Below are 17,057 nucleotides of genomic sequence, written 5' to 3'. Positions count from 1 at the left end.
GGTCAGGAGAGGAAGGGGAGGAGGGCGGTGTTGGTTTCGGTGGGGCGCTCCAGGGGGAGCAGGTGGGCCGCGTCGGGGACGTCCGGCATGCGTATGCCCCGGGGGGCCTCGTCGGCGATGCGGTCGGCCAGGCGGCGGATGTCGGCCAGGTCGTCGGCGCCGGTGCCGACCAGCACCGGTACGCGCAGCTCGCCCAGCCGGTCGATCGCCGGCGGATCCAGCTCGTCGACGTCGACCGCGCTCAGCGCCTGCTCGGCGGCGAGCGCCCGGCGGTCCATCTCCTCGGCGAACCGGATCAGCTCCGGGTCGACGTCCTCCGGGCGGCGGGTCGGGCCGACCACCCAGAACCGCACCTCCCCGGCGGCGGTGGCGGCGAAGTCCTCCGGGTCCACGTCGCCGACCAGGTCCTCCCAGAGCTGCTCGGTCTCCTCGGACCACTCGTTGCCGGAGACGGGCGCGCCGAAGAGCGCCAGCGCCGAGACCCGCTGCGGGTGGGCGAGCGCGGTGTCCACCGCGACCCGGCCGCCGAACGAGCAGCCGACGAGCGCGGCCTGCTCGATGCCCAGCGCGTCGAGCAGCCCGATCACGTCGTCGTGGTGGGCGAACGGCGCGGGCGGCAATTCCGACTCGCCGTAGCCGCGCAGGTCCAGCGCGATCACCCGATGCCGCTGGGCGAGTGCCGGGATCTGCCCGCGCCACATCCGCCGGTCGGCGATGCCGGCGTGCAGCAGCACCACGGCGGTGCCGGTGCCGCTCTCGTCGTACGCGAGCTGGGCACCGTTGATATCGATCTTGGTCACGGGGGAGAACCGTACGGAACGGACATGGGCTCCGCAACCCGCCATCGGTGACCCTGCTAACTCTGGCTAGCGTTTTGCTTGCAGCAGTTAGCGGACCGAGCTAGCGTTGAGTCATGGCCACCAGCAAGGACCTTCCCGATGTCGGCGGGTTCATTCGCGACCTGCGGCGCAACGCGAAGATCTCACTGCGCCAGCTCGCCGAGCAGGCGGGTGTCAGCAATCCCTACCTGAGCCAGATCGAGCGAGGGCTGCGCAAGCCGAGCGCCGAGGTGCTCCAGCAGCTCGCGAGCGCGCTGCGCGTCTCCACCCCGGCGATGTACCTGCGGGCCGGGCTGCTGGACGACAAGGAGGGGCAGGGCGTGCTCGCGGCGATCGCCGTCGACCCCGAGCTGACCATGGCCCAGAAGCAGTCGCTCACCCAGATCTACGAGACGTTCCGGCGCGAGAACGCCCGCCTGGCCGAGGCGACCGAGGCCGCCGGGGCGGCGGAGACGGCCGAGAAGGCCGCCGCGACCGAGCCGGCCACCGCGCCGGAGGCCCCGGCGACAGTGGCGGCGGCCGCTACCGGTCCGGTCACGCCGGAGGGCACGCCGACCGAGGCGGTCCTCGAATCGGTAGCCGTCACCGAAGCGGGTGCCGCGCCCGCCCCGACCACCGCCGCCCCGCAGGACACGGCCGCCCGCCTGGCGGCCCGGAAGGCCGCCGGTGCGGCCGAAGAGGAGCAGTCATGACCACCGAGCCGAAGACCAACCGCATCCCCGCACCCCTCTACGCCGCCGCCGGCGCCGGTGAGCTGGCCCTGGAGCAGCTGCGCAAGCTGCCCACCGTGGTCAGCGGCCTCGGCACCCGGGTCGTGACCGACCTCGGCGGCAAGGCCGTCGTCACCGGCTTCGAGCTGCGCCAGAAGGCCACCGAGACGCTGAAGACCGCCAACCAGACCGCGACCGGGCTGCGCGAGCGCGCCGTCGCCACCGACCTCGACCAGCTCCGCGAGGCCGCCAACCTGGAGAAGCTGCGCGAGGCGGCGAACCTGGAGAAGCTGCGCGAGGCCGCCAACCTGGACAAGCTCCGCGAGGCCGCCACCCGCAACGCCGCCGTCGTGGTGGCCGGCGCGCACGCCGCGCAGGAGCGCGCGCTGGCCGCGTACGCCGAACTGGTCGCCCGTGGTGAGCGTGTCGTCGGCGCCGGCGTGCTGGAGGCCGCCGACACGGTGAACGCCGACATCCAGGCCACCGAGGCCACCGGCACCGACGTGGCCCCGAAGGCCGAGGTCACCCCGAAGGCCGCGGTCGCGACGAAGACCGAGATGGCCGCGAAGCCGGACACCGCCGCCGCGACGACCGATGTGCCCAGCCCGGCCGAGGTGGCCGAGGCGGTGGCCGCCAAGCCGGCCGCGGTGAAGCGCACCCGCGCCACCAAGGCGACCGCCACCAAGGCCGTCGCCAAGACGACCGCCACCAAGGCCACCAAGCCGGCCACCCCGTCGGCGAAGCTGCCGAAGGCCACGAAGCGGACCCGCCCGGCCGCCGAGTGACCTGATGCTCCACCGGACCCCGGACAACGTCTTGTCGGACGTTTCCGGGGTCTCGGCATAAGCTTGCCCCCATGGCCATCGCCGCGCCGATCTTCGCGTTCGCAGTCCAAGACGTGATCCAGCTGATCCTGCTCGTCTTCGCCCTGGTCGTACAGGGAGTGGCGCTGGTGCACGCGGTCACCCAGCGCGGCGACGGTTTCGCCGCGCTCGGCACGCTGCCCAAGGGCGGCTGGGTCGCCATCCTGGCGGTCTGCCTGCTGCTGACCCTGCTCGGCTTCGGCCCGATCAGCCTGTTCGGACTGATCGGCATCGCCGCCGGTCTGATCTACCTGCTCGACGTGCGGCCCGGCCTGCGGGACCTGCACGACGGCCGAGGGTCCTGGTGAGAGGTTTCCGCTGGCCTCCGCCGCCGGACGGCGGTCCCCGCACCTGGGGGCCCGGTCCCGGCGCGCCCCGAACCGGGCGTCCCGCGCTGCCCGAGCCGGAGACGGAGCTGGTCGCCACCCCGCACGGGGTGAGCCTGGAACGGCTGGTCACCGGCACCGGTGACCCAGTCACCGTGTTCGCGCACGGGCTGGGCAGTGGCATCGCCACCACCCGCCCGTTCGGTAGCGGCGTCGCCGGGCGGCGCGTCTTCTTCCAGTTCCGCGGGCACGGCCGCTCCGACTCCCCGCCCGGCCCGTGGACCTACCTGGACCTCGCCCGTGACCTGCGCGCGATGGCGGACCTGAGCGGCGCGACCCGGGCGTTCGGCGCGAGCCTCGGCGCGGGCGCGCTCTGCCGGCTGCTCGCGGAGAGCCCGGAACGCTTCGAGAGACTCGTCTTCTTCCTGCCCGCCGTGCTGGACACACCGCGCGGCGAGGTGGCCCGCGCCCGGCTCACCGGCCTGCTCGACGCGGTCGCCGAGGGCGACGCCTCGGCGCTGGCCGACGTGGTGTCGCTGGAGTTGCCGCCGTCGGTGCGCAACACCCCGGCCGGCTGGGCCTACCTGCGGCAGCGGCTCGACCAGTTGTTGCGCGACGGGCTCGCGCCGGGGCTGGCCGACCTGCCCGCCCAGGCCCCGCTCGACGACGCCGGGTCGCTCGCCGCGGTCACCGCGCCGGCGCTGGTCATCGCCGCCGCCGACGACGACCTGCACCCGGTCGCCGTCGCCGAACGGCTCGCCGCCGCGCTCCCGAACGCCACACTGCACGTGTACGACAGGCCCGGCGTGCTCTGGACCGAACGCGCCGACCTGCGGGGGCGCATCTCGGAGTTCCTGAACGGGTAACGTCGCCGTCCATGGGCGTCACACACCACGGCCGTACGCACCGGCTCGACCTCGCCGACCCGACCCTGCGCGAGTGGACCTGCCGGGTGCTGGCGGCCGATCCCGAGCAGGGCATCGTGCTGGACCGGTCCGCGTTCTACCCGGGCGGGGGCGGGCAGCCGCCGGATCACGGGGTGCTGCTCTGGCAGGGCGTACAGACCCGGATCGTCGGCACCCGCAAGGGTGACGACCTGTGGCTGATCCCGGCCGAGGGCGACCCGGTGCCGCCGGTCGGCACCGAGGTGGTCGGCGCGGTGGAGGACGCCCGCCGGACCATGCTGATGCGTACCCACTCCGGGCTGCACGTGCTCTGCGGCGTGGTGTTCCGTGACTTCGGCGCGCTCGTCACCGGCGGCAACATGGAGCCGGGCGAGGCGAGGATGGACTTCAACCTGCCCGAGGTGCCGCCGGACTTCAAGGCCCGCATCGAGGAGCTGGTGAACGCCGAGGTGGCCGCCGACCGGTCGGTGGCGGTGCGGGTGCTGCCGCGCGCCGAGGCGCTCGCGCTGCCGGACATCATCCGTACCCAGTCGAACCTGATCCCGCCGGAGGAGCAGGAGGTGCGGATCGTGGACATCGTCGGGCTGGACGTGCAGGCCGACGGCGGCACGCACGTCGCCTCCACCGCCCAGATCGGCAAGGTCCAGGTGGTCAAGGTGGAGAGCAAGGGCCGGGCCAACCGCCGGGTACGCGTACGCCTGGCGGACTGACCCGCTCAGCGCGGCAGGTACGCCGCCCGGACGGCGAGCAGCCAGCGTTCCACCGTCTCCTCGTCCGGGCGCTCCGGCAGCGGTGAGCGGATCCGGTCGAACTCCGTCTCGGCGTCCGCCACCAGTGCCTGCGCCTCCTCCAGTGCGCCGCCGGAAACCCGTTCGCCGAACGCGCGGAACCACTCCGGGTCGGCGAGGCGGATCTCCAGTACGCCTGTCGCGTACAGCACCCGGCCCTGGTGCAGCAGCCGGGCCAGGTGCCGGGCGTGCTTCGCCGAGCGCAGCCGCCCACCGGCGTCGGCGGGCCGGCCGGCGAGTTTGCGGAACTGCTGCGCGGCGTACCCGAGGTAGGCGTCACGGACGCGCGGCGCGCTGAGGAACGCCGACCGGATCGCGATCAGCTCCTCACCGAACCCGGTACGGGTCTCGTAGCAGTCGTCGGGCAGCCACATCAGCTCGGTGGCGGTGGGGTTGCCGCTCAGCGCCAGCAGCGCGTACTTGCGGGCCTCGTGCAGCGTGACGTCCGGGTCGGTGGTGACCACCGACTCGCGGGGCGGGCGCAGGCCGTGGAACGCGACTGTGGGCGCGGCGAACACGCCGAGCCGGTCGGTGTCCGAGCCGGGTCCGGCCAGCCCGTACGCGACCGAGCCGACGATCCCGGACAGCAGCAGGTGCATACCGGTGATGATCGCCCATCCGGTTCGTTCGGGAAACCGGACTTCCGTTGTCAGGTATCGCTGACACGGTGATCCCATGAACTCACCACTGACCGGAACTGTCGCGCTCGTCGCAGGCGCTACCCGGGGCGCCGGCCGGCAGATCGCCGTGCAGCTCGGCGCCGCCGGGGCCACCGTCTACGCCACCGGCCGCACCACCCGCGAGCGCCGCTCCGAGATGGACCGGCCGGAGACCATCGAGGAGACCGCCGAACTGGTCACCGCCGCCGGGGGCACCGGAATCGCCGTCGCTGTCGACCACCTCGACCCCGAGCAGGTACGCGCCCTGGTCGAGCGGATCGACGCCGAGCAGGGCCGCCTCGACGTGCTGGTGAACGACGTCTGGGGCGCCGACCCGCTGATCACCTGGGAGAAGCCGGTCTGGGAGCAGCCGCTCGACGCCGGTTTCCGCACGCTGCGGCTGGCTGTCGACACGCACATCATCACCAGCCACTTCGCGCTGCCGCTGCTGATCCGCAACCCGGGCGGCCTGGTCGTCGAGGTCGGCGACGGCACCAAGGAGCACAACGACAGCGAGTACCGCCTGTCGGTCTTCTACGACCTGGCGAAGGTGTCGGTGAACCGGCTCGGCTTCAGCCAGGCGCACGAGCTGGCCCCGCACGGCTGCACCGCCGTCGCGCTCACGCCGGGCTGGCTGCGCTCGGAGGCGATGCTCGAACACTACGGCGTCACCGAGGCCACCTGGCGCGACGGCGCGAAGACCGAGCCCCACTTCGTCATGTCGGAGACGCCGGCGTTCGTCGGGCGCGCGGTCGCGCCCCTGGCCGCCGACCCGGACCGGGCCCGCTGGAACGGCAAGTCGCTGGACAGCGGCGGTCTGGCCCAGGTGTACGGCTTCACCGACGTCGACGGCAGCCGCCCGCACTGGGCCCGCTACTACGAGGAGGTGGTCAAGCCGGGTAAGCCGGCCGACCCGGACGGCTACCGCTGACCGTCGGCCGGCGGATCGGTGTAGAGCGCCGCCGCGCGGCGGGCCGCCTCGGCGAAGCGCGCCCGCAGTTGCGGCGGCGCCAGCACCTCCACCTCCGGGCCGAGCGCCAGCAACTGGGTGTACGCCACATCGACCGACTCGACCGGCAGCCGCAGCACCAGCCGCGCCTGCTCGTCCGGCGGCCCGGCCGCGTCCACCGCCTCGGTGTAGACGAACGGCGCGTCCACCAGGTGCCGCAGCGCCCGCAACCCGGCCGGGCCGAGCCGCACCGTCACCCGCTCGCGTAACAGCTTGCGCAGGAACGCGCCGGCCTGCTCCCGCCAGTACGCCCCGAGGTCGAAGTCCTCGTCCCGGTCGAAGCCGTCGGCGCTCACCTCGGCCGAGACAACCCGGTCCACCCGGTACGTCCGCCAGCCGTCACCGACTCGGCCGACCAGGTACCAGACCCCGTTCTTCAGCACCAGCCCGTACGGAGCCAGCGTGCGGGTCACCTCGCGGTCCCCGCGCCGGTAGCGCAGCTCCACCATCAGGTCCCGCCAGACCGCCCGGGCCAGCTCGGCGAGGGCGGGCGGCGGCGCGGTCTCCCGGAACCAGCCGGGGACGTCCAGGTGGAACCGCTGCCCGGTACGCGCGGGCGCGTCCCGCAGGCTCGGCGGCAGCGCGGCGAGCACCTTCAGCTCGGCGGCGGCCACCGAGTCGGCCAGTCCCATGTCCCCTGCCGGTCCGGGCAGCCCGGCCAGGAACAGCGCCTCGGCCTCGTCCCGGCTCAACCCGGTCAGCCGGGTCCGGTAGCCGCCCAGCAGCCGGTAGCCGCCGGCCCGGCCCCGGTCCGCGTACACCGGGACACCGGCGGCGGAGAGCGCCAGCACGTCCCGGTAGACGGTCCGCTCGGACACCTCCAGCTCGCGGGCCAGCTCGGCAGCGGTCATCGTCTCCCGCGACTGGAGCAGCAGCACAAGCGAGATCAGCCGGGACGCACGCACCGGCCCATTGTGGTGCACCGGCAGATTAGGCTGTGCCGTCGTGAACGCCTCCCGTACGATCGCGCCGGTCACCGGCGCGGCCACCCGCTTCCTCGGCGGCGCCGGGCTGCTGCTGCGCGGCTTCGGCATGTACGTCCGCAGCCCGAAGCTGATGCTGCTCGGCGTGATCCCGGCGCTGATCACCGGCGCGCTGTACGTGGCGTTGTTCGCCACGCTGCTCTATTTCGTCGGCGACCTGGCGGGCTGGCTCACCCCGTTCGCCGACGACTGGTCGTCGCCCTGGCGCAATCTGCTGCGGGTCGCCGCCGGGCTGGCGGTGGTCGGCGTCGCCGGGTTGGTCGGGGTGCTCACGTTCACCGCCGTCACGCTCGTCATCGGCGACCCGTTCTACGAGGCGATCTCGGAGCGGGTCGAGGACCGGCTCGGCGGCACCCCCGGCGCCGTGGACGTGCCGTTCTGGTCCTCGCTGCGACGCAGCCTCGCCGACTCGTTGCGCCTGGTGGCGCTGTCCGCGCTGATCGGCGTACCCCTGTTCGCCGCCGGTTTCATCCCGGTGGTGGGCCAGACGGTGGTCCCGGTGGTCGGTGCCCTGGTGGGTGGCTGGTTCCTGGCACTGGAGCTGGTCGGCGCGCCGTTCTACCGGCGCGGGATGCGGCTGCCGGACCGGCGGGCGCGGCTGCGCGCCGACCGGCCGACGGCGCTCGGCTTCGGGGTGGCGGTCTTCCTGTGCTTCCTGATCCCGCTCGGCGCGGTGCTGGTCATGCCGGCCGCCGTCGCCGGGGCCGCGCTGCTGGCCCGCCGGTCGCTGGGCCAGCCGATCGAGGAGAGCTGAGATGGACACCGTCCTGATCGAGGGGGACATCACCGCGCAGCAGGTCGACGCGATAGTCAACGCCGCCAACTCGTCGCTGCTCGGCGGCGGGGGCGTGGACGGCGCCATCCACCGGCGCGGCGGCCCGGCGATCCTGGAGGAGTGCCGGGCGCTGCGCGCGTCCCGGTACGGGCGCGGGCTGCCCACCGGCCAGGCCGTCGCCACCACCGCCGGCAACCTGCCCGCGCGCTGGGTGGTGCACACGGTCGGGCCGGTCTTCTCGCCGGGCGAGGACCGTTCGGCGCTGCTGCGCGACTGCTACGCCAACAGCCTGCGGGTCGCCGACGGGCTGGGCGCCACCCGGGTGGCGTTCCCGCTGATCTCCGCCGGGATCTACGGCTGGCCGGTCGAGGACGCGGTGGCGCAGGCGCTCACCGTGCTGCACGCGGCCACCCCGGAGCACGTCACCGAGGCGCGGCTGGTGCTGTTCGGCGCCGATACGTACGCCACTGCGGTGCGGGTGGCCGCCGGGCTCAGCTGAGCGTGCGCCGGCACGACCACTGGCTGTCCACCGGCCGGTAGCCGAGCCGCTCGTTGATCGCCAGCATCGGCGCGTTCACCTCGTGGTTCGAGGTGTACGCGGTGCGAGCCCCGCGCGCCGCCGCACGGTGAAGCGCGGCCTGCTTGGCCAGCCGGGCCAGCCCCCGCCCCCGGTACGCGGGCAGCGTGCCGGTGAAGTCCGACCACATCCGCTCGCCGTCCCGCTGGACCAGGGTGAGCGCGACCAGTTCCCCGTCCACCTCGGCGACTGTGCTCGCCTCCCGGTCCAGCCCCGGGTTGTCCCAGCACTCGTACCGCCACAGGTCGAAGCCGAGCGAGTCCGTCGGCACGTCCCCCGGCTCGTCCCGGGACGCCTCCGCGTCGACCCGGTGCACCAGACGCGGGTCGAGCCCGGCGGCGGACACCAGCCGTACGCCCGGCGGCGGCTGCGGCATCGGCGGGGGCGCGCTCAGGTCCAGCGCCGAGTAGCGCACCTCCCGGCTGGGCGTGAAGCCGTGCCGCTGCGCGAACGGCAGCGACTCGGTATGCGCGTAGGTGAGCACCTCGGTGGACCCGAGCGTCAGCAGGTGCCCGAGCGCGGTGTCGAACAGCGCCGCGCCGGTGCCGTGGCGGCGATGCGACGGGTGTACGTGCAGCAGGGAGATCATCCCCACGCCGGGCGTCGAGGTCTGCGTGTTGCGGTACGCCGACGCCCAGCCGACGACCTCGCCGTCCGCCTCGGCGACCCAGGCCGCCCAGTCCTCGCCGGGCGGCGGTTCGGCGATCATGCGGCGGGTCGGCTCGACGCCGCGCACCAGATAGGGGAAGACGAGCACGCGCAACGCCACCACGGCGGGCGCGTCGTCGGGGCGGGCGGGACGGATCTCGGCTGCGTTCATCCGGCGGACCCTAGACCCGCCGCCACCCGCGCCGCGACCGGTTAACGCGGGGCGGGCTGTTAAGAAGGGCCCCCTCCTCTACCGGAGGCGTTAAGAGGGGGCCCTTCCTTACGCGGACTCGCGCAGCACCAGCTCGGTGGGCAGCACCAGCGCCTGCTCGACGTCCTCGCCCGCCGCGATGCGCAGCAGCTGCCGGGTCATCGACCGGCCCAGCTCCACTATCGGCTGCCGCACGGTGCTCAGCGGCGGCTCGGTGTACGCGGCCGTCTCGATGTCGTCGAACCCGATCACCGCCACGTCCGCGGGCACCCGCCGCCCGGCCTCCCGCAGCGTCCGCAGGGCGGCGTGCGCCATCAGGTCGGAGGCGGCGAACACGGCGTCCAGTTCCGGGTCGGCGGCGAGCAGCTCGCGCATCGCGGCGGTGCCCGACTCCCGGGTGAAGTCGCCGTACGCGACCAGCTCCGGCAGCCCGGCCTCGGTGATCGCGCTGCGGTAGCCGATCAGCCGCTCGATTCCGGCGACCATGTCCTGCGGCCCGGCGATGGTGGCGATCCGACGGCGTCCGCTCGCGATCAGGTGCTGGACCGCCGTGCTCACGCCGCCTTCGTGGTCGACGTCCACGTACGGCACGTCGGCGCCGTCCAGCGGCCGTCCGCTGCACACCACCGGGATGCCGAGGCGGGCCAGCCGGCCGGGCAGCGGGTCCTCGCCGTGCAGCGAGGCGAACAGCACCCCGTCGACGTGCCGCCCGGTGGTGTACCGCTCGACCCGTTCGTGTCCGGCCGGTGAGCCGGCGAGCATCAGTACGAGCTGCTTGTCCGCCGCCTCCAGCTCCTGCGCCGCGCCCCTGATGATGCCCGGGAACACCTGGTCGTCGGAGAAGACCCGGGTGGCCGCCTCGGGCAGCACCAGCGCCACCGAGTCGGTCCGCTGGGTGACCAGGCTGCGGGCGGCGAGGTTCGGGACGTACCCGAGTTCCTCGACCGCCCGGCGTACCGCCTGCCGGATCGGCTCGGCCACAGTGGTCGAGCCGTTCACCACCCGGGAGACGGTGGCCCGGGACACGCCGGCCAGCCGGGCCACCGCCTCCAGGGTCGGTCGCTGTGCCGTCGTCATCCCCGTAACCACCACCTCGTCACAGCCCGTTCCGGGCGATCACCTCCTGGTACCAGCGGGCGCTGTGCTTTGGTGTGCGCCGCTGGGTCAGGTAGTCGACGTGGACGATCCCGAATCGCTTCCGGTAACCCTCGGCCCATTCGAAGTTGTCCAGCACCGACCATACGAGATAACCGCGCAGGTCCACGCCGCGGGCGATGGCTTCGTGCGCCGCGCGCAGGTGCCCGTCGAGGTAGGCGACCCGGTCGGTGTCCGCCACCCCGCCCTGCTCGTCGAGGTCGGTGTCCGGAAACGCCCCGCCGTTCTCGGTGATCATCAGGGGCAGCCCGGGGTGGTCGGCGGCCACCCGTTCCAGCAGCCGGGTCAGCCCGGCCGGCTCGATCGACCAGCCCATGTCGGTGAGCGGCCCGGCCGGCGGCAGGAACTCGACGGTCCCGGCGGTGCCCGGGTACGCGTCCCCGCCCGCGCCGCCCGCCCGCCCGGCCACGTAGGTGGGCGCGTAGTAGTTCAGGCCGAGCAGGTCCAGCGGCGCGGCGATCAGCTTCTCGTCCCCGTCCCTGATGAAGTCCGGCGTGACGATCCGGCTGACGTGGGCCAGCACGTCCGCCGGGTAGCCGCCGCCGGTGAGCGGGTCCAGGAAGATCCGGTTGTGCAGGCCGTCGACCAGCCGTACCGCCTCGGCGTCAGCGGCGCTCGCGGCGTCCGCCGGCTGCACGTCGGCCAGGTTGAGCGTGATCCCCAGCGTCTCCACGCCGGCCGCGCGCAGCGCCCGCGCCGCCAGGCCGTGGCCGAGCAGCAGATGGTGTACGGCCCGGAACGCGTCACCGGCGTTCCGCCGCCCCGGCGCGTGCACCCCGGAGCCGTACCCGAGGTAGGCCGAGCACCACGGCTCGTTGAGCGTGGTCCAGGTGCGGACCCGGTCGCCGAGGCGGCCGTGCACGGCGAGCGCGTACTCGGCGAAGTGCTCGGCGGTCTCCCGGACGGTCCAACCGCCCCGGTCCTCCAGCGCCTGCGGCAGGTCCCAGTGGTAGAGCGTGACGATCGGGTCGAGGCCGGCGTCGAGCAGCGCGTCGGTCAGCCGGTCGTAGAAGTCGAGCCCGCGCGGCTCGACCGGGCCGGTGCCGTCCGGCCGCACCCGGGGCCAGGACACCGAGAACCGGTACGCCCGCAGCCCCAGCTCGGCCATCAGCGCGACGTCCTCGGCGAACCGGTGGTAGTGGTCGCAGGCCACGTCGCCGGTGTGGCCGGCGAACACCGCGCCCGGCGTACGGCTGAAGGTGTCCCAGATCGACGGACCGCGACCGTCCTCGCGGGCGGCGCCCTCGATCTGGTACGCGGCGGTGGCCCCGCCCCAGACGAAGCCTTCCGGGAATCGGACGTTGCTCATGCCTTGACCGCACCTTCCATGATGCCGCCGATGATCTGGCGGCCGAAGACGATGAACACCAGCAGCAGCGGCAGCGTGGCGATGGCCGTGCCGGTGAACACCTGCGACATGTCCTGGTAGTACCCGTCGGAGAGGGCCCGCAGCGACAGCTGCACCGTCGGGTTCTCCGGGTCGTTCAGCACCGCGTACGGCCACAGGAAGTCGTTCCAGGTGGTCATGAACGTGAGCAGGCCGAGCACGGCGGCGGCCGGGCGCAGCGCGGGCAGCACCACGTTCCAGTAGATCCGGGCGGTGTTGCAGCCGTCCATCCGGGCCGCCTCGATCAGTTCGGTGCTGACCGCCTGGCCCGCGTACTGGCGCATCATGAACACGCCGAAGCCGGTGACCAGCGCCGGCACGATCACGGCGGGCAGCCGGTCGTTCCAGTTCAGCTTCGTCATGAGCAGGTAGAGCGGGATCACGCCGAGCTGCGTCGGGACCATCATGGTGGCGACGATGACCAGCAGCAGCGCGTTGCGCCCGCGGAAGCGCAACTTGGCGAAGGCGAACCCGGCCAGCGTGGAGAAGAACACCACCGAGATCGTGACGGTGGTGGCCACGATCGCCGAGTTGATCAGGCCGGTCAGGAAGTACGCGTCGGTGTTGTCGAACAGCCGGGCGATGTTGGCGCCGAGGTTGCCGCCGGGGGTGAGCGGCGGCGGCACCTGGCCCATCGTGTCGCTGGTGCGGCTGGCCACCACGAACATCCAGTAGATCGGGAAGATCGACAGGACGGCCGAGAGCGTCAGCGCCAGGTAGGTGAGCCGGCTTGCCGACCAGAGGCGGGTCATCGGGAGACCTCCTTGCGGGAGCCGCCGCCGAGCCGGCGCAGGAGCAGGACGTTTATCGCCGCGACCACGGCGATGAGCGCGAACAGCAGCCAGGCGACCGCCGACCCGTAGCCGAAGTTGTAGTGCGGCGCGAAGGCGTTCTCGAACATGTACATGGTCACCGTCTGCGACTCCCGCAGCGGTCCGCCGCGGATCGCGTTGGTGCCGGAGTTGAACATCCGCGGCTCGGTGAAGAGCTGGAGGCCGCCGATGGTGGAGATGATGACCGCGAAGATGATCGTGGGCTTGAGCAGCGGCACCGTGATGGACCAGAACTGGCGGGCCCGGCCGGCCCCGTCGATCGCGGCCGACTCGTACAGGTCGCGCGGGATGGCCTGCATGGCGGCCAGGAAGATCAGCGCGTTGTAGCCGGTCCAGCGCCAGTCCACCATGGTGGAGATGGCGACCCAGGCGGCGAACCGGTTCGCCTTCCAGTCGATCGCGCTGATCCCGACGTGGTCGAGCAGCCAGTTGATCATGCCGAACTCGCGGCCGAACAGGACTGCGAACACGATCGCCACGGCGGCGGTCGAGGTGACGTTCGGGATCAGCACCGCCATCCGCCAGGTGGTACGGGCGCGCAACTGCCGGTTGAGCAGGTTGGCCAGCCAGAGCGCGGCGAGCAGCTGCGGGACCGTGGAGATCACGAAGATGCCCAGCGTGTTGACCACCGAGTGCCAGAAGTCCGAGTCGGCGAGCAGTTGGGTGTAGTTGTCGAAGCCGATGTACGGGTGTTCGGCGCCGAGCAGGTCCCAGTCGTGCAGCGAGACCCAGAACGTGTACGCCAGCGGGTACGCCCCGAAGACGCCGAACAGCAGGAAGAACGGGGCGATGAACAGGTACGGCGAGTACTTCGTGTCGAGTCGGCTGAGCCGGTTGCCCAGGCCGGGACGGGTGGGGCGGGGTGCCGGTGCGACCGGCGGGCGGGCGTCGAGCTGGACGGCCATGACCCGGGACTCCTTTCCGCCGTGCGGGCGGCCCCCGTGGGCGGGTGGCCGCCCGCACGCGCTGCTCGGGTTACTTGGCGGCGGCCTTCTCGGCGTTGGCGACCGCGTCGCTCCAGCCCTGTTCCGGGGAGCGCTTGCCCAGCTCGACGCTGCGGACGGCGTTCTCGACCTCGGTGCGTACGGCCTGGTTCTTCGGTCCCATGTAGACCGGCTTCAGGCTCTTGGCGCCCTCGGCGAAGATCTTCCCGACCGGCGCCTCGGAGAAGTAGGCGTTCTTCGAGTCGATGATCGCCGGGTCCTCCAGCGCCTGCGGCGAAGAGGGCAGGGGACCCTTCGCCTTGAACGCGCCGATCTGACCCTTGGCGCTGGTCAGGAACTTGGCCAGCTCGATCGCCTCGGCCTGGTGCTTGCTCTGCTTCGGCACCGCGAGGAACGAGCCGCCCCAGTTGCCGCCGTTGCCGGGGATCTGGGCGATGTCCCACTTGCCCTTGGCGGCCGCGCCCGCGTTGCCCTCGATCACGCCGGTCATCCAGGCCGGGCAGGCGATGGTGGCGAACTTCGACTGCTTGAACGCCGACACCCACTCCTCGGACCACGAGCCGTACTTGCCGGACAGCCCCGAGTCGATGATGTCCATCGTGGTGTCGTACGCCTGCTTCACCGCCGGGTTGCTGCCGACGACCAGGTTGTTGCTGGTGTCGTAGTAGCTGTAGCCGCTGCTGTTGCCGGCGGTCTGGAGCAGGATCGTGTTGAAGGTGTTGGTCGCGGCGTCCAGGAACGACGCGCCCGTCTTCTTCGCGGTGAACTGCTCGCCGACCTTGATGTAGTCCTGCCAGGTGGGCCAGAGCTTGGACACGGCCTCCCGGTCGGTGGGCAGGCCGGCCTTGGCGAACAGGTCGGTGCGGTAGCACATCGCCATGCCGCCTACGTCAGTGCCGAGGCCGATGAGCTGCTTGCCGTCGGCGGTGAGCCCCTGGTTCCACTTCCAGTCGAGGAAGTTGCCCTTCAGGTCGGCCGCGCCGTGGTCGAGCAGGTTGACGAAGTTCTGCGGGTTGGCCTTGTACTCGACGAGCAGGCCCTCCTCGATGGCGACCACGTCGCCGGCGCCCTTGCCCGCGGCGAGCCACTGGGTGAGCTTCGGGGAGTACTCGTCGAGGTTGCCGCCGGTGCCGCGCTCGACGATCTTCACGCCGGGGTGGCTGGCCATGTACTCCTGGTAGAGATCGGCGTAACCGAACTGGCCGAAGACGTCGACGGTGAGCGTTATCGGCCCGTCGGCGGCGGCATCGTCGCCGCCGCCGCAGGCGGTGGTGCCGAGCAGCGCGGTGGCGGCGACCACTGCAACCGCCGCCAGGCGGCGGCGCGTGAAGGTGAGCATGCTGTCCTGACCTCTCGGGTCGTCGAAACGGGTGGTGGAAGGCGGTTCCGGAACTTAGAGAGCGCTCTCACGACAGCGTGGTGGAGGGTCACGGACCTTGTCAAGAGAGCGCTCTCAGAGCTGTCCGAAAAGAAACGGAGAGGGGCGCCCGCCGCCCCTCTCCGTCCGGTGCCCGTCGTCAGCCGACCCGCAGGCCCCCCAGCAGGGCCGGGTCGCCCGCCACGTCCAGCGCGTCGAAGCTGATCCGGCCCATCAGCGCCAGCAGCAGATCGCTCGCCGTGCCGGCCACCTGTGCCCGGGCCCGGTGGTCGTCGTGGTCCAGGATCGTCGCGGTGTCCAGCAGCGCGACCCCCTCACCCCGCAACCGCAGGTACCACTCCTGGGCCGCGTCGGTCGCGGTCAGCTGCACCACGCCGCGCCACTGCCCGGGCTGCACCCGCCGGCCCGCCGGCAGCCAGGTGTCCAGCACCTCGCTCACCCCGTCGGCCGCGAGCTTCGCCTCGATCGGATCACCCGCACCGATCGCGAGCTGGGCGTCCCAGCGGTGCACGGCCGTCTCGTGCGCCATCCGACGCGGCCAGAAGGCCGCCTTCTTCGGCTGCGGCGCGAAGTTCCAGGCCGGCGCCTCCGGATCCGCCGCCTCCAGCAGCGCGGTGATCCGCTCGTACTCCCGCACGTACCACTGGGCCGGCGTCAGGTCCGCCGGCGGCTCCGGGTCGTGCCGCTCCGGGCGGGTGGTGCCACCGGCGGTCAGCACGGTGCCCGCCCAGACGTACACGCGGGTCAGGTGATGGGCGAGATCGGTGACCGTCCAGCCGGGACAGGACAGCACGGGTGTCTCGGGCGGCGCCTCCGAAACCGCCGCGGCGAAGGCGGGACCCTCCGTACGCAGCGCGCCGATCCAGAAGTCCTTCGTGTGGTGCAGTCTGCTCATCGCCATCCTCCCGGGGGTGACCGGGCCACCAGTGGGTGCGCCGGCTACCCCTCAGCCTAGGGTGAAAGGCGTGTCAGACGTCTACGCCGAACCGGCTACTGCCGGTGAACCGACCGATCCGGCCACCCTGGCGCGCTACACCACGCTCCGGCTCGGCGGACCCGCCGGGCGGCTGGAGATCGCCGAGGACGCCGCCCAGATCGTGCGAAAAGTGCAGGAAGCGGAGGCCCGCGAGCAGGCCGTGCTGGTGCTGGCGGGCGGCAGCAACGTCGTGATCGGCGATCAGGGCTTCCCCGGCACCGTCGTGCTCGTCCGCTCGCGCGGGTTCCAGGCCGTGGCCGAGGAGGGCGACACCGTCACGGTACGTGTCGAAGCCGGCGAGCCGTGGGACGACTTCGTCGCCGCCACCGTCGAGCGCGGCTGGTCCGGGCTGGAGTGCCTCTCCGGCATCCCCGGCTCGGCCGGCGCGACACCGATCCAGAACGTCGGCGCGTACGGCCAGGAGGTCGCCGAGACCATCGTCGCCGTCGAGGCGTACGACCGGACCGAACGCCGGGTGGCGCGGATCGCGGCGGCCGACTGCGGGTTCGTCTACCGGGGGAGCATCTTCAAGTACAGCGACCGCTGGGTGGTGCTCTCGGTCGACTTCCGGCTCACCCGGTCCCCGCGCTCCGGCCCGGTCCGCTACGCCGAACTGGCCCGGGCGCTCGGTGTCGAGGTCGGCGACCGGGTGCCGCTTGCCGAAGCCCGGGCCACCGTGCGGAAGCTGCGCGCCGGCAAGGGCATGGTGCTGGACGCGGCCGACCCGGACACCTGGTCGGTCGGCTCGTTCTTCACCAACCCGGTGCTGCCGGGCGAGGTGTTCGAGCAGGTACGGGAACGCGCCGCCGAGGTGGGTGAGCCGCCGCACTGGCCGGGCGCCGACGGCACGGTGAAGGTCAGCGCCGCGTGGCTGATCGACAAGGCGGGCTTCGGCAAGGGGTACGCGGGCCCGGAGGGCGTCGCCATCTCCAGCAAGCACACGCTCGCGCTCACCAACCACTCCGGCAGCGCCAGCACGGCCGCGCTGGTGGCGCTGGCCCGCGAGATCCGAGACGGCGTCCAGTCCCGCTTCGGCGTAACCCTCCACCCCGAGCCGGTCCTGATCAACTGCACCATCTGACCCTCGCCCC

Annotated in this window: 19 protein-coding genes; 9 read left to right on the top strand and 10 right to left on the bottom strand. The window is 72.6% G+C overall.

Annotated features, from left to right (window positions below):
• Positions 1 to 2 precede the first annotated feature (2 nt).
• Positions 3 to 800 carry an alpha/beta fold hydrolase gene (locus BAW75_RS31850; RefSeq protein WP_244206336.1) on the bottom strand — a complete coding sequence of 266 codons (798 nt, stop codon included), beginning with the start codon at positions 798 to 800 and terminating at the stop codon, positions 3 to 5.
• A 113-nt stretch (positions 801 to 913) separates the two neighbouring features.
• On the opposite strand from BAW75_RS31850, the gene BAW75_RS31845 reads away from it, so the two are divergent.
• The 5 genes from BAW75_RS31845 to BAW75_RS31825 all read left to right on the top strand — a co-directional run bounded on the left by BAW75_RS31845 (position 914) and on the right by BAW75_RS31825 (position 4,353).
• A complete protein-coding gene (locus tag BAW75_RS31845; protein ID WP_104115991.1) occupies positions 914 to 1,531 on the top strand; it encodes a helix-turn-helix domain-containing protein in 618 nt (205 codons plus the stop codon).
• Positions 1,528 to 2,334 carry a hypothetical protein gene (locus BAW75_RS31840; protein ID WP_104115990.1) on the top strand — a complete coding sequence of 269 codons (807 nt, stop codon included), beginning with the start codon at positions 1,528 to 1,530 and terminating at the stop codon, positions 2,332 to 2,334. Before BAW75_RS31845 ends, BAW75_RS31840 begins: the two co-directional genes overlap by 4 nt.
• Positions 2,335 to 2,405: 71 nt before the next feature.
• Positions 2,406 to 2,720, top strand: a complete 315-nt coding sequence (locus BAW75_RS31835; protein WP_013288803.1) for a DUF2516 family protein — start codon at positions 2,406 to 2,408, stop codon at positions 2,718 to 2,720.
• A complete protein-coding gene (locus tag BAW75_RS31830; protein WP_104115989.1) occupies positions 2,717 to 3,604 on the top strand; it encodes an alpha/beta fold hydrolase in 888 nt (295 codons plus the stop codon). The genes BAW75_RS31835 and BAW75_RS31830 overlap by 4 nt, the downstream gene beginning before the upstream one ends.
• An 11-nt stretch (positions 3,605 to 3,615) precedes the next feature.
• Positions 3,616 to 4,353, top strand: coding sequence for an alanyl-tRNA editing protein (locus BAW75_RS31825; protein WP_064446700.1), 738 nt, complete (start codon positions 3,616 to 3,618; stop codon positions 4,351 to 4,353).
• Between the two features lie 5 nt (positions 4,354 to 4,358).
• On the opposite strand, the gene BAW75_RS31820 is transcribed toward BAW75_RS31825, so the two are convergent.
• Positions 4,359 to 5,030, bottom strand: coding sequence for a nucleotidyltransferase domain-containing protein (locus BAW75_RS31820; protein WP_104115988.1), 672 nt, complete (start codon positions 5,028 to 5,030; stop codon positions 4,359 to 4,361).
• 76 nt (positions 5,031 to 5,106) lie between these two features.
• On the opposite strand from BAW75_RS31820, the gene BAW75_RS31815 reads away from it, so the two are divergent.
• Positions 5,107 to 6,021, top strand: coding sequence for an SDR family oxidoreductase (locus BAW75_RS31815; protein ID WP_104115987.1), 915 nt, complete (start codon positions 5,107 to 5,109; stop codon positions 6,019 to 6,021).
• Here the strand turns inward: BAW75_RS31815 and BAW75_RS31810 are convergent.
• The gene (locus BAW75_RS31810; RefSeq protein WP_104115986.1) at positions 6,012 to 7,004 is read right to left on the bottom strand and encodes a helix-turn-helix transcriptional regulator; all 993 of its coding nucleotides are present in this window, start codon (positions 7,002 to 7,004) and stop codon (positions 6,012 to 6,014) included. The genes BAW75_RS31815 and BAW75_RS31810 overlap by 10 nt on opposite strands.
• 40 nt (positions 7,005 to 7,044) lie before the next feature.
• On the opposite strand from BAW75_RS31810, the gene BAW75_RS31805 reads away from it, so the two are divergent.
• Positions 7,045 to 7,836 (top strand): EI24 domain-containing protein, encoded by a 792-nt coding sequence (locus BAW75_RS31805; protein WP_043328041.1) that lies wholly within the window; start codon positions 7,045 to 7,047, stop codon positions 7,834 to 7,836.
• 1 nt (position 7,837) lies between these two features.
• Entirely contained in the window at positions 7,838 to 8,356 is a 519-nt protein-coding gene (locus tag BAW75_RS31800) for an O-acetyl-ADP-ribose deacetylase (protein WP_064446696.1), read from the top strand.
• On the opposite strand, the gene BAW75_RS31795 is transcribed toward BAW75_RS31800, so the two are convergent.
• The 7 genes from BAW75_RS31795 to BAW75_RS31765 form a co-directional block, all read right to left on the bottom strand.
• Positions 8,349 to 9,254: a GNAT family N-acetyltransferase gene (locus tag BAW75_RS31795; RefSeq protein WP_104115985.1), complete on the bottom strand. Its 906-nt coding sequence runs from the start codon at positions 9,252 to 9,254 to the stop codon at positions 8,349 to 8,351. The genes BAW75_RS31800 and BAW75_RS31795 overlap by 8 nt on opposite strands.
• 108 nt (positions 9,255 to 9,362) lie before the next feature.
• Positions 9,363 to 10,370, bottom strand: a complete 1,008-nt coding sequence (locus BAW75_RS31790) for a LacI family DNA-binding transcriptional regulator (RefSeq protein ID WP_104115984.1) — start codon at positions 10,368 to 10,370, stop codon at positions 9,363 to 9,365.
• 19 nt (positions 10,371 to 10,389) lie between these two features.
• Entirely contained in the window at positions 10,390 to 11,757 is a 1,368-nt protein-coding gene (locus BAW75_RS31785; RefSeq protein ID WP_104115983.1) for a GH1 family beta-glucosidase, read from the bottom strand.
• Positions 11,754 to 12,587: a carbohydrate ABC transporter permease gene (locus BAW75_RS31780; RefSeq protein ID WP_030504579.1), complete on the bottom strand. Its 834-nt coding sequence runs from the start codon at positions 12,585 to 12,587 to the stop codon at positions 11,754 to 11,756. Before BAW75_RS31780 ends, BAW75_RS31785 begins: the two co-directional genes overlap by 4 nt.
• Positions 12,584 to 13,573, bottom strand: coding sequence for a carbohydrate ABC transporter permease (locus BAW75_RS31775; RefSeq protein WP_043328051.1), 990 nt, complete (start codon positions 13,571 to 13,573; stop codon positions 12,584 to 12,586). The genes BAW75_RS31780 and BAW75_RS31775 overlap by 4 nt, the downstream gene beginning before the upstream one ends.
• Before the next feature lie 70 nt (positions 13,574 to 13,643).
• Positions 13,644 to 14,951: an ABC transporter substrate-binding protein gene (locus BAW75_RS31770; RefSeq protein ID WP_064446691.1), complete on the bottom strand. Its 1,308-nt coding sequence runs from the start codon at positions 14,949 to 14,951 to the stop codon at positions 13,644 to 13,646.
• A gap of 178 nt (positions 14,952 to 15,129) precedes the next feature.
• On the bottom strand, positions 15,130 to 15,885 hold the full coding sequence (locus BAW75_RS31765) for a maleylpyruvate isomerase family mycothiol-dependent enzyme (RefSeq protein ID WP_043328053.1): 756 nt from the start codon (positions 15,883 to 15,885) through the stop codon (positions 15,130 to 15,132).
• Positions 15,886 to 15,955: 70 nt separating this feature from the next.
• Between BAW75_RS31765 and BAW75_RS31760 the strand changes: the two genes are divergently transcribed.
• Positions 15,956 to 17,047, top strand: coding sequence for a UDP-N-acetylmuramate dehydrogenase (locus BAW75_RS31760; protein WP_043328055.1), 1,092 nt, complete (start codon positions 15,956 to 15,958; stop codon positions 17,045 to 17,047).
• Positions 17,048 to 17,057 lie beyond the last annotated feature (10 nt).

The organism is Micromonospora chalcea (assembly GCF_002926165.1).
GTDB classification, from domain to species: Bacteria; Actinomycetota; Actinomycetes; order Mycobacteriales; family Micromonosporaceae; genus Micromonospora; species Micromonospora chalcea.
The sequence above is the reverse complement of the archived record's forward strand: the minus strand, read 5'-3'. Positions and strand labels throughout refer to the sequence as shown.

What these genes read in the sequence shown, in the direction of transcription:
- BAW75_RS31845 (WP_104115991.1), top strand. Translation starts at nt 914, where the DNA reads ATGGCCACCAGCAAGGACCTTCCCGATGTCGGCGGGTTCATTCGCGAC.
- BAW75_RS31840 (WP_104115990.1), top strand. Translation starts at nt 1,528, where the DNA reads ATGACCACCGAGCCGAAGACCAACCGCATCCCCGCACCCCTCTACGCC.
- BAW75_RS31835 (WP_013288803.1), top strand. Translation starts at nt 2,406, where the DNA reads ATGGCCATCGCCGCGCCGATCTTCGCGTTCGCAGTCCAAGACGTGATC.
- BAW75_RS31825 (WP_064446700.1), top strand. Translation starts at nt 3,616, where the DNA reads ATGGGCGTCACACACCACGGCCGTACGCACCGGCTCGACCTCGCCGAC.
- BAW75_RS31820 (WP_104115988.1), bottom strand. Translation starts at nt 5,030, where the DNA reads ATGCACCTGCTGCTGTCCGGGATCGTCGGCTCGGTCGCGTACGGGCTG.
- BAW75_RS31815 (WP_104115987.1), top strand. Translation starts at nt 5,107, where the DNA reads ATGAACTCACCACTGACCGGAACTGTCGCGCTCGTCGCAGGCGCTACC.
- BAW75_RS31800 (WP_064446696.1), top strand. Translation starts at nt 7,838, where the DNA reads ATGGACACCGTCCTGATCGAGGGGGACATCACCGCGCAGCAGGTCGAC.
- BAW75_RS31795 (WP_104115985.1), bottom strand. Translation starts at nt 9,254, where the DNA reads ATGAACGCAGCCGAGATCCGTCCCGCCCGCCCCGACGACGCGCCCGCC.
- BAW75_RS31790 (WP_104115984.1), bottom strand. Translation starts at nt 10,370, where the DNA reads ATGACGACGGCACAGCGACCGACCCTGGAGGCGGTGGCCCGGCTGGCC.
- BAW75_RS31785 (WP_104115983.1), bottom strand. Translation starts at nt 11,757, where the DNA reads ATGAGCAACGTCCGATTCCCGGAAGGCTTCGTCTGGGGCGGGGCCACC.
- BAW75_RS31780 (WP_030504579.1), bottom strand. Translation starts at nt 12,587, where the DNA reads ATGACCCGCCTCTGGTCGGCAAGCCGGCTCACCTACCTGGCGCTGACG.
- BAW75_RS31775 (WP_043328051.1), bottom strand. Translation starts at nt 13,573, where the DNA reads ATGGCCGTCCAGCTCGACGCCCGCCCGCCGGTCGCACCGGCACCCCGC.
- BAW75_RS31770 (WP_064446691.1), bottom strand. Translation starts at nt 14,951, where the DNA reads ATGCTCACCTTCACGCGCCGCCGCCTGGCGGCGGTTGCAGTGGTCGCC.
- BAW75_RS31765 (WP_043328053.1), bottom strand. Translation starts at nt 15,885, where the DNA reads ATGAGCAGACTGCACCACACGAAGGACTTCTGGATCGGCGCGCTGCGT.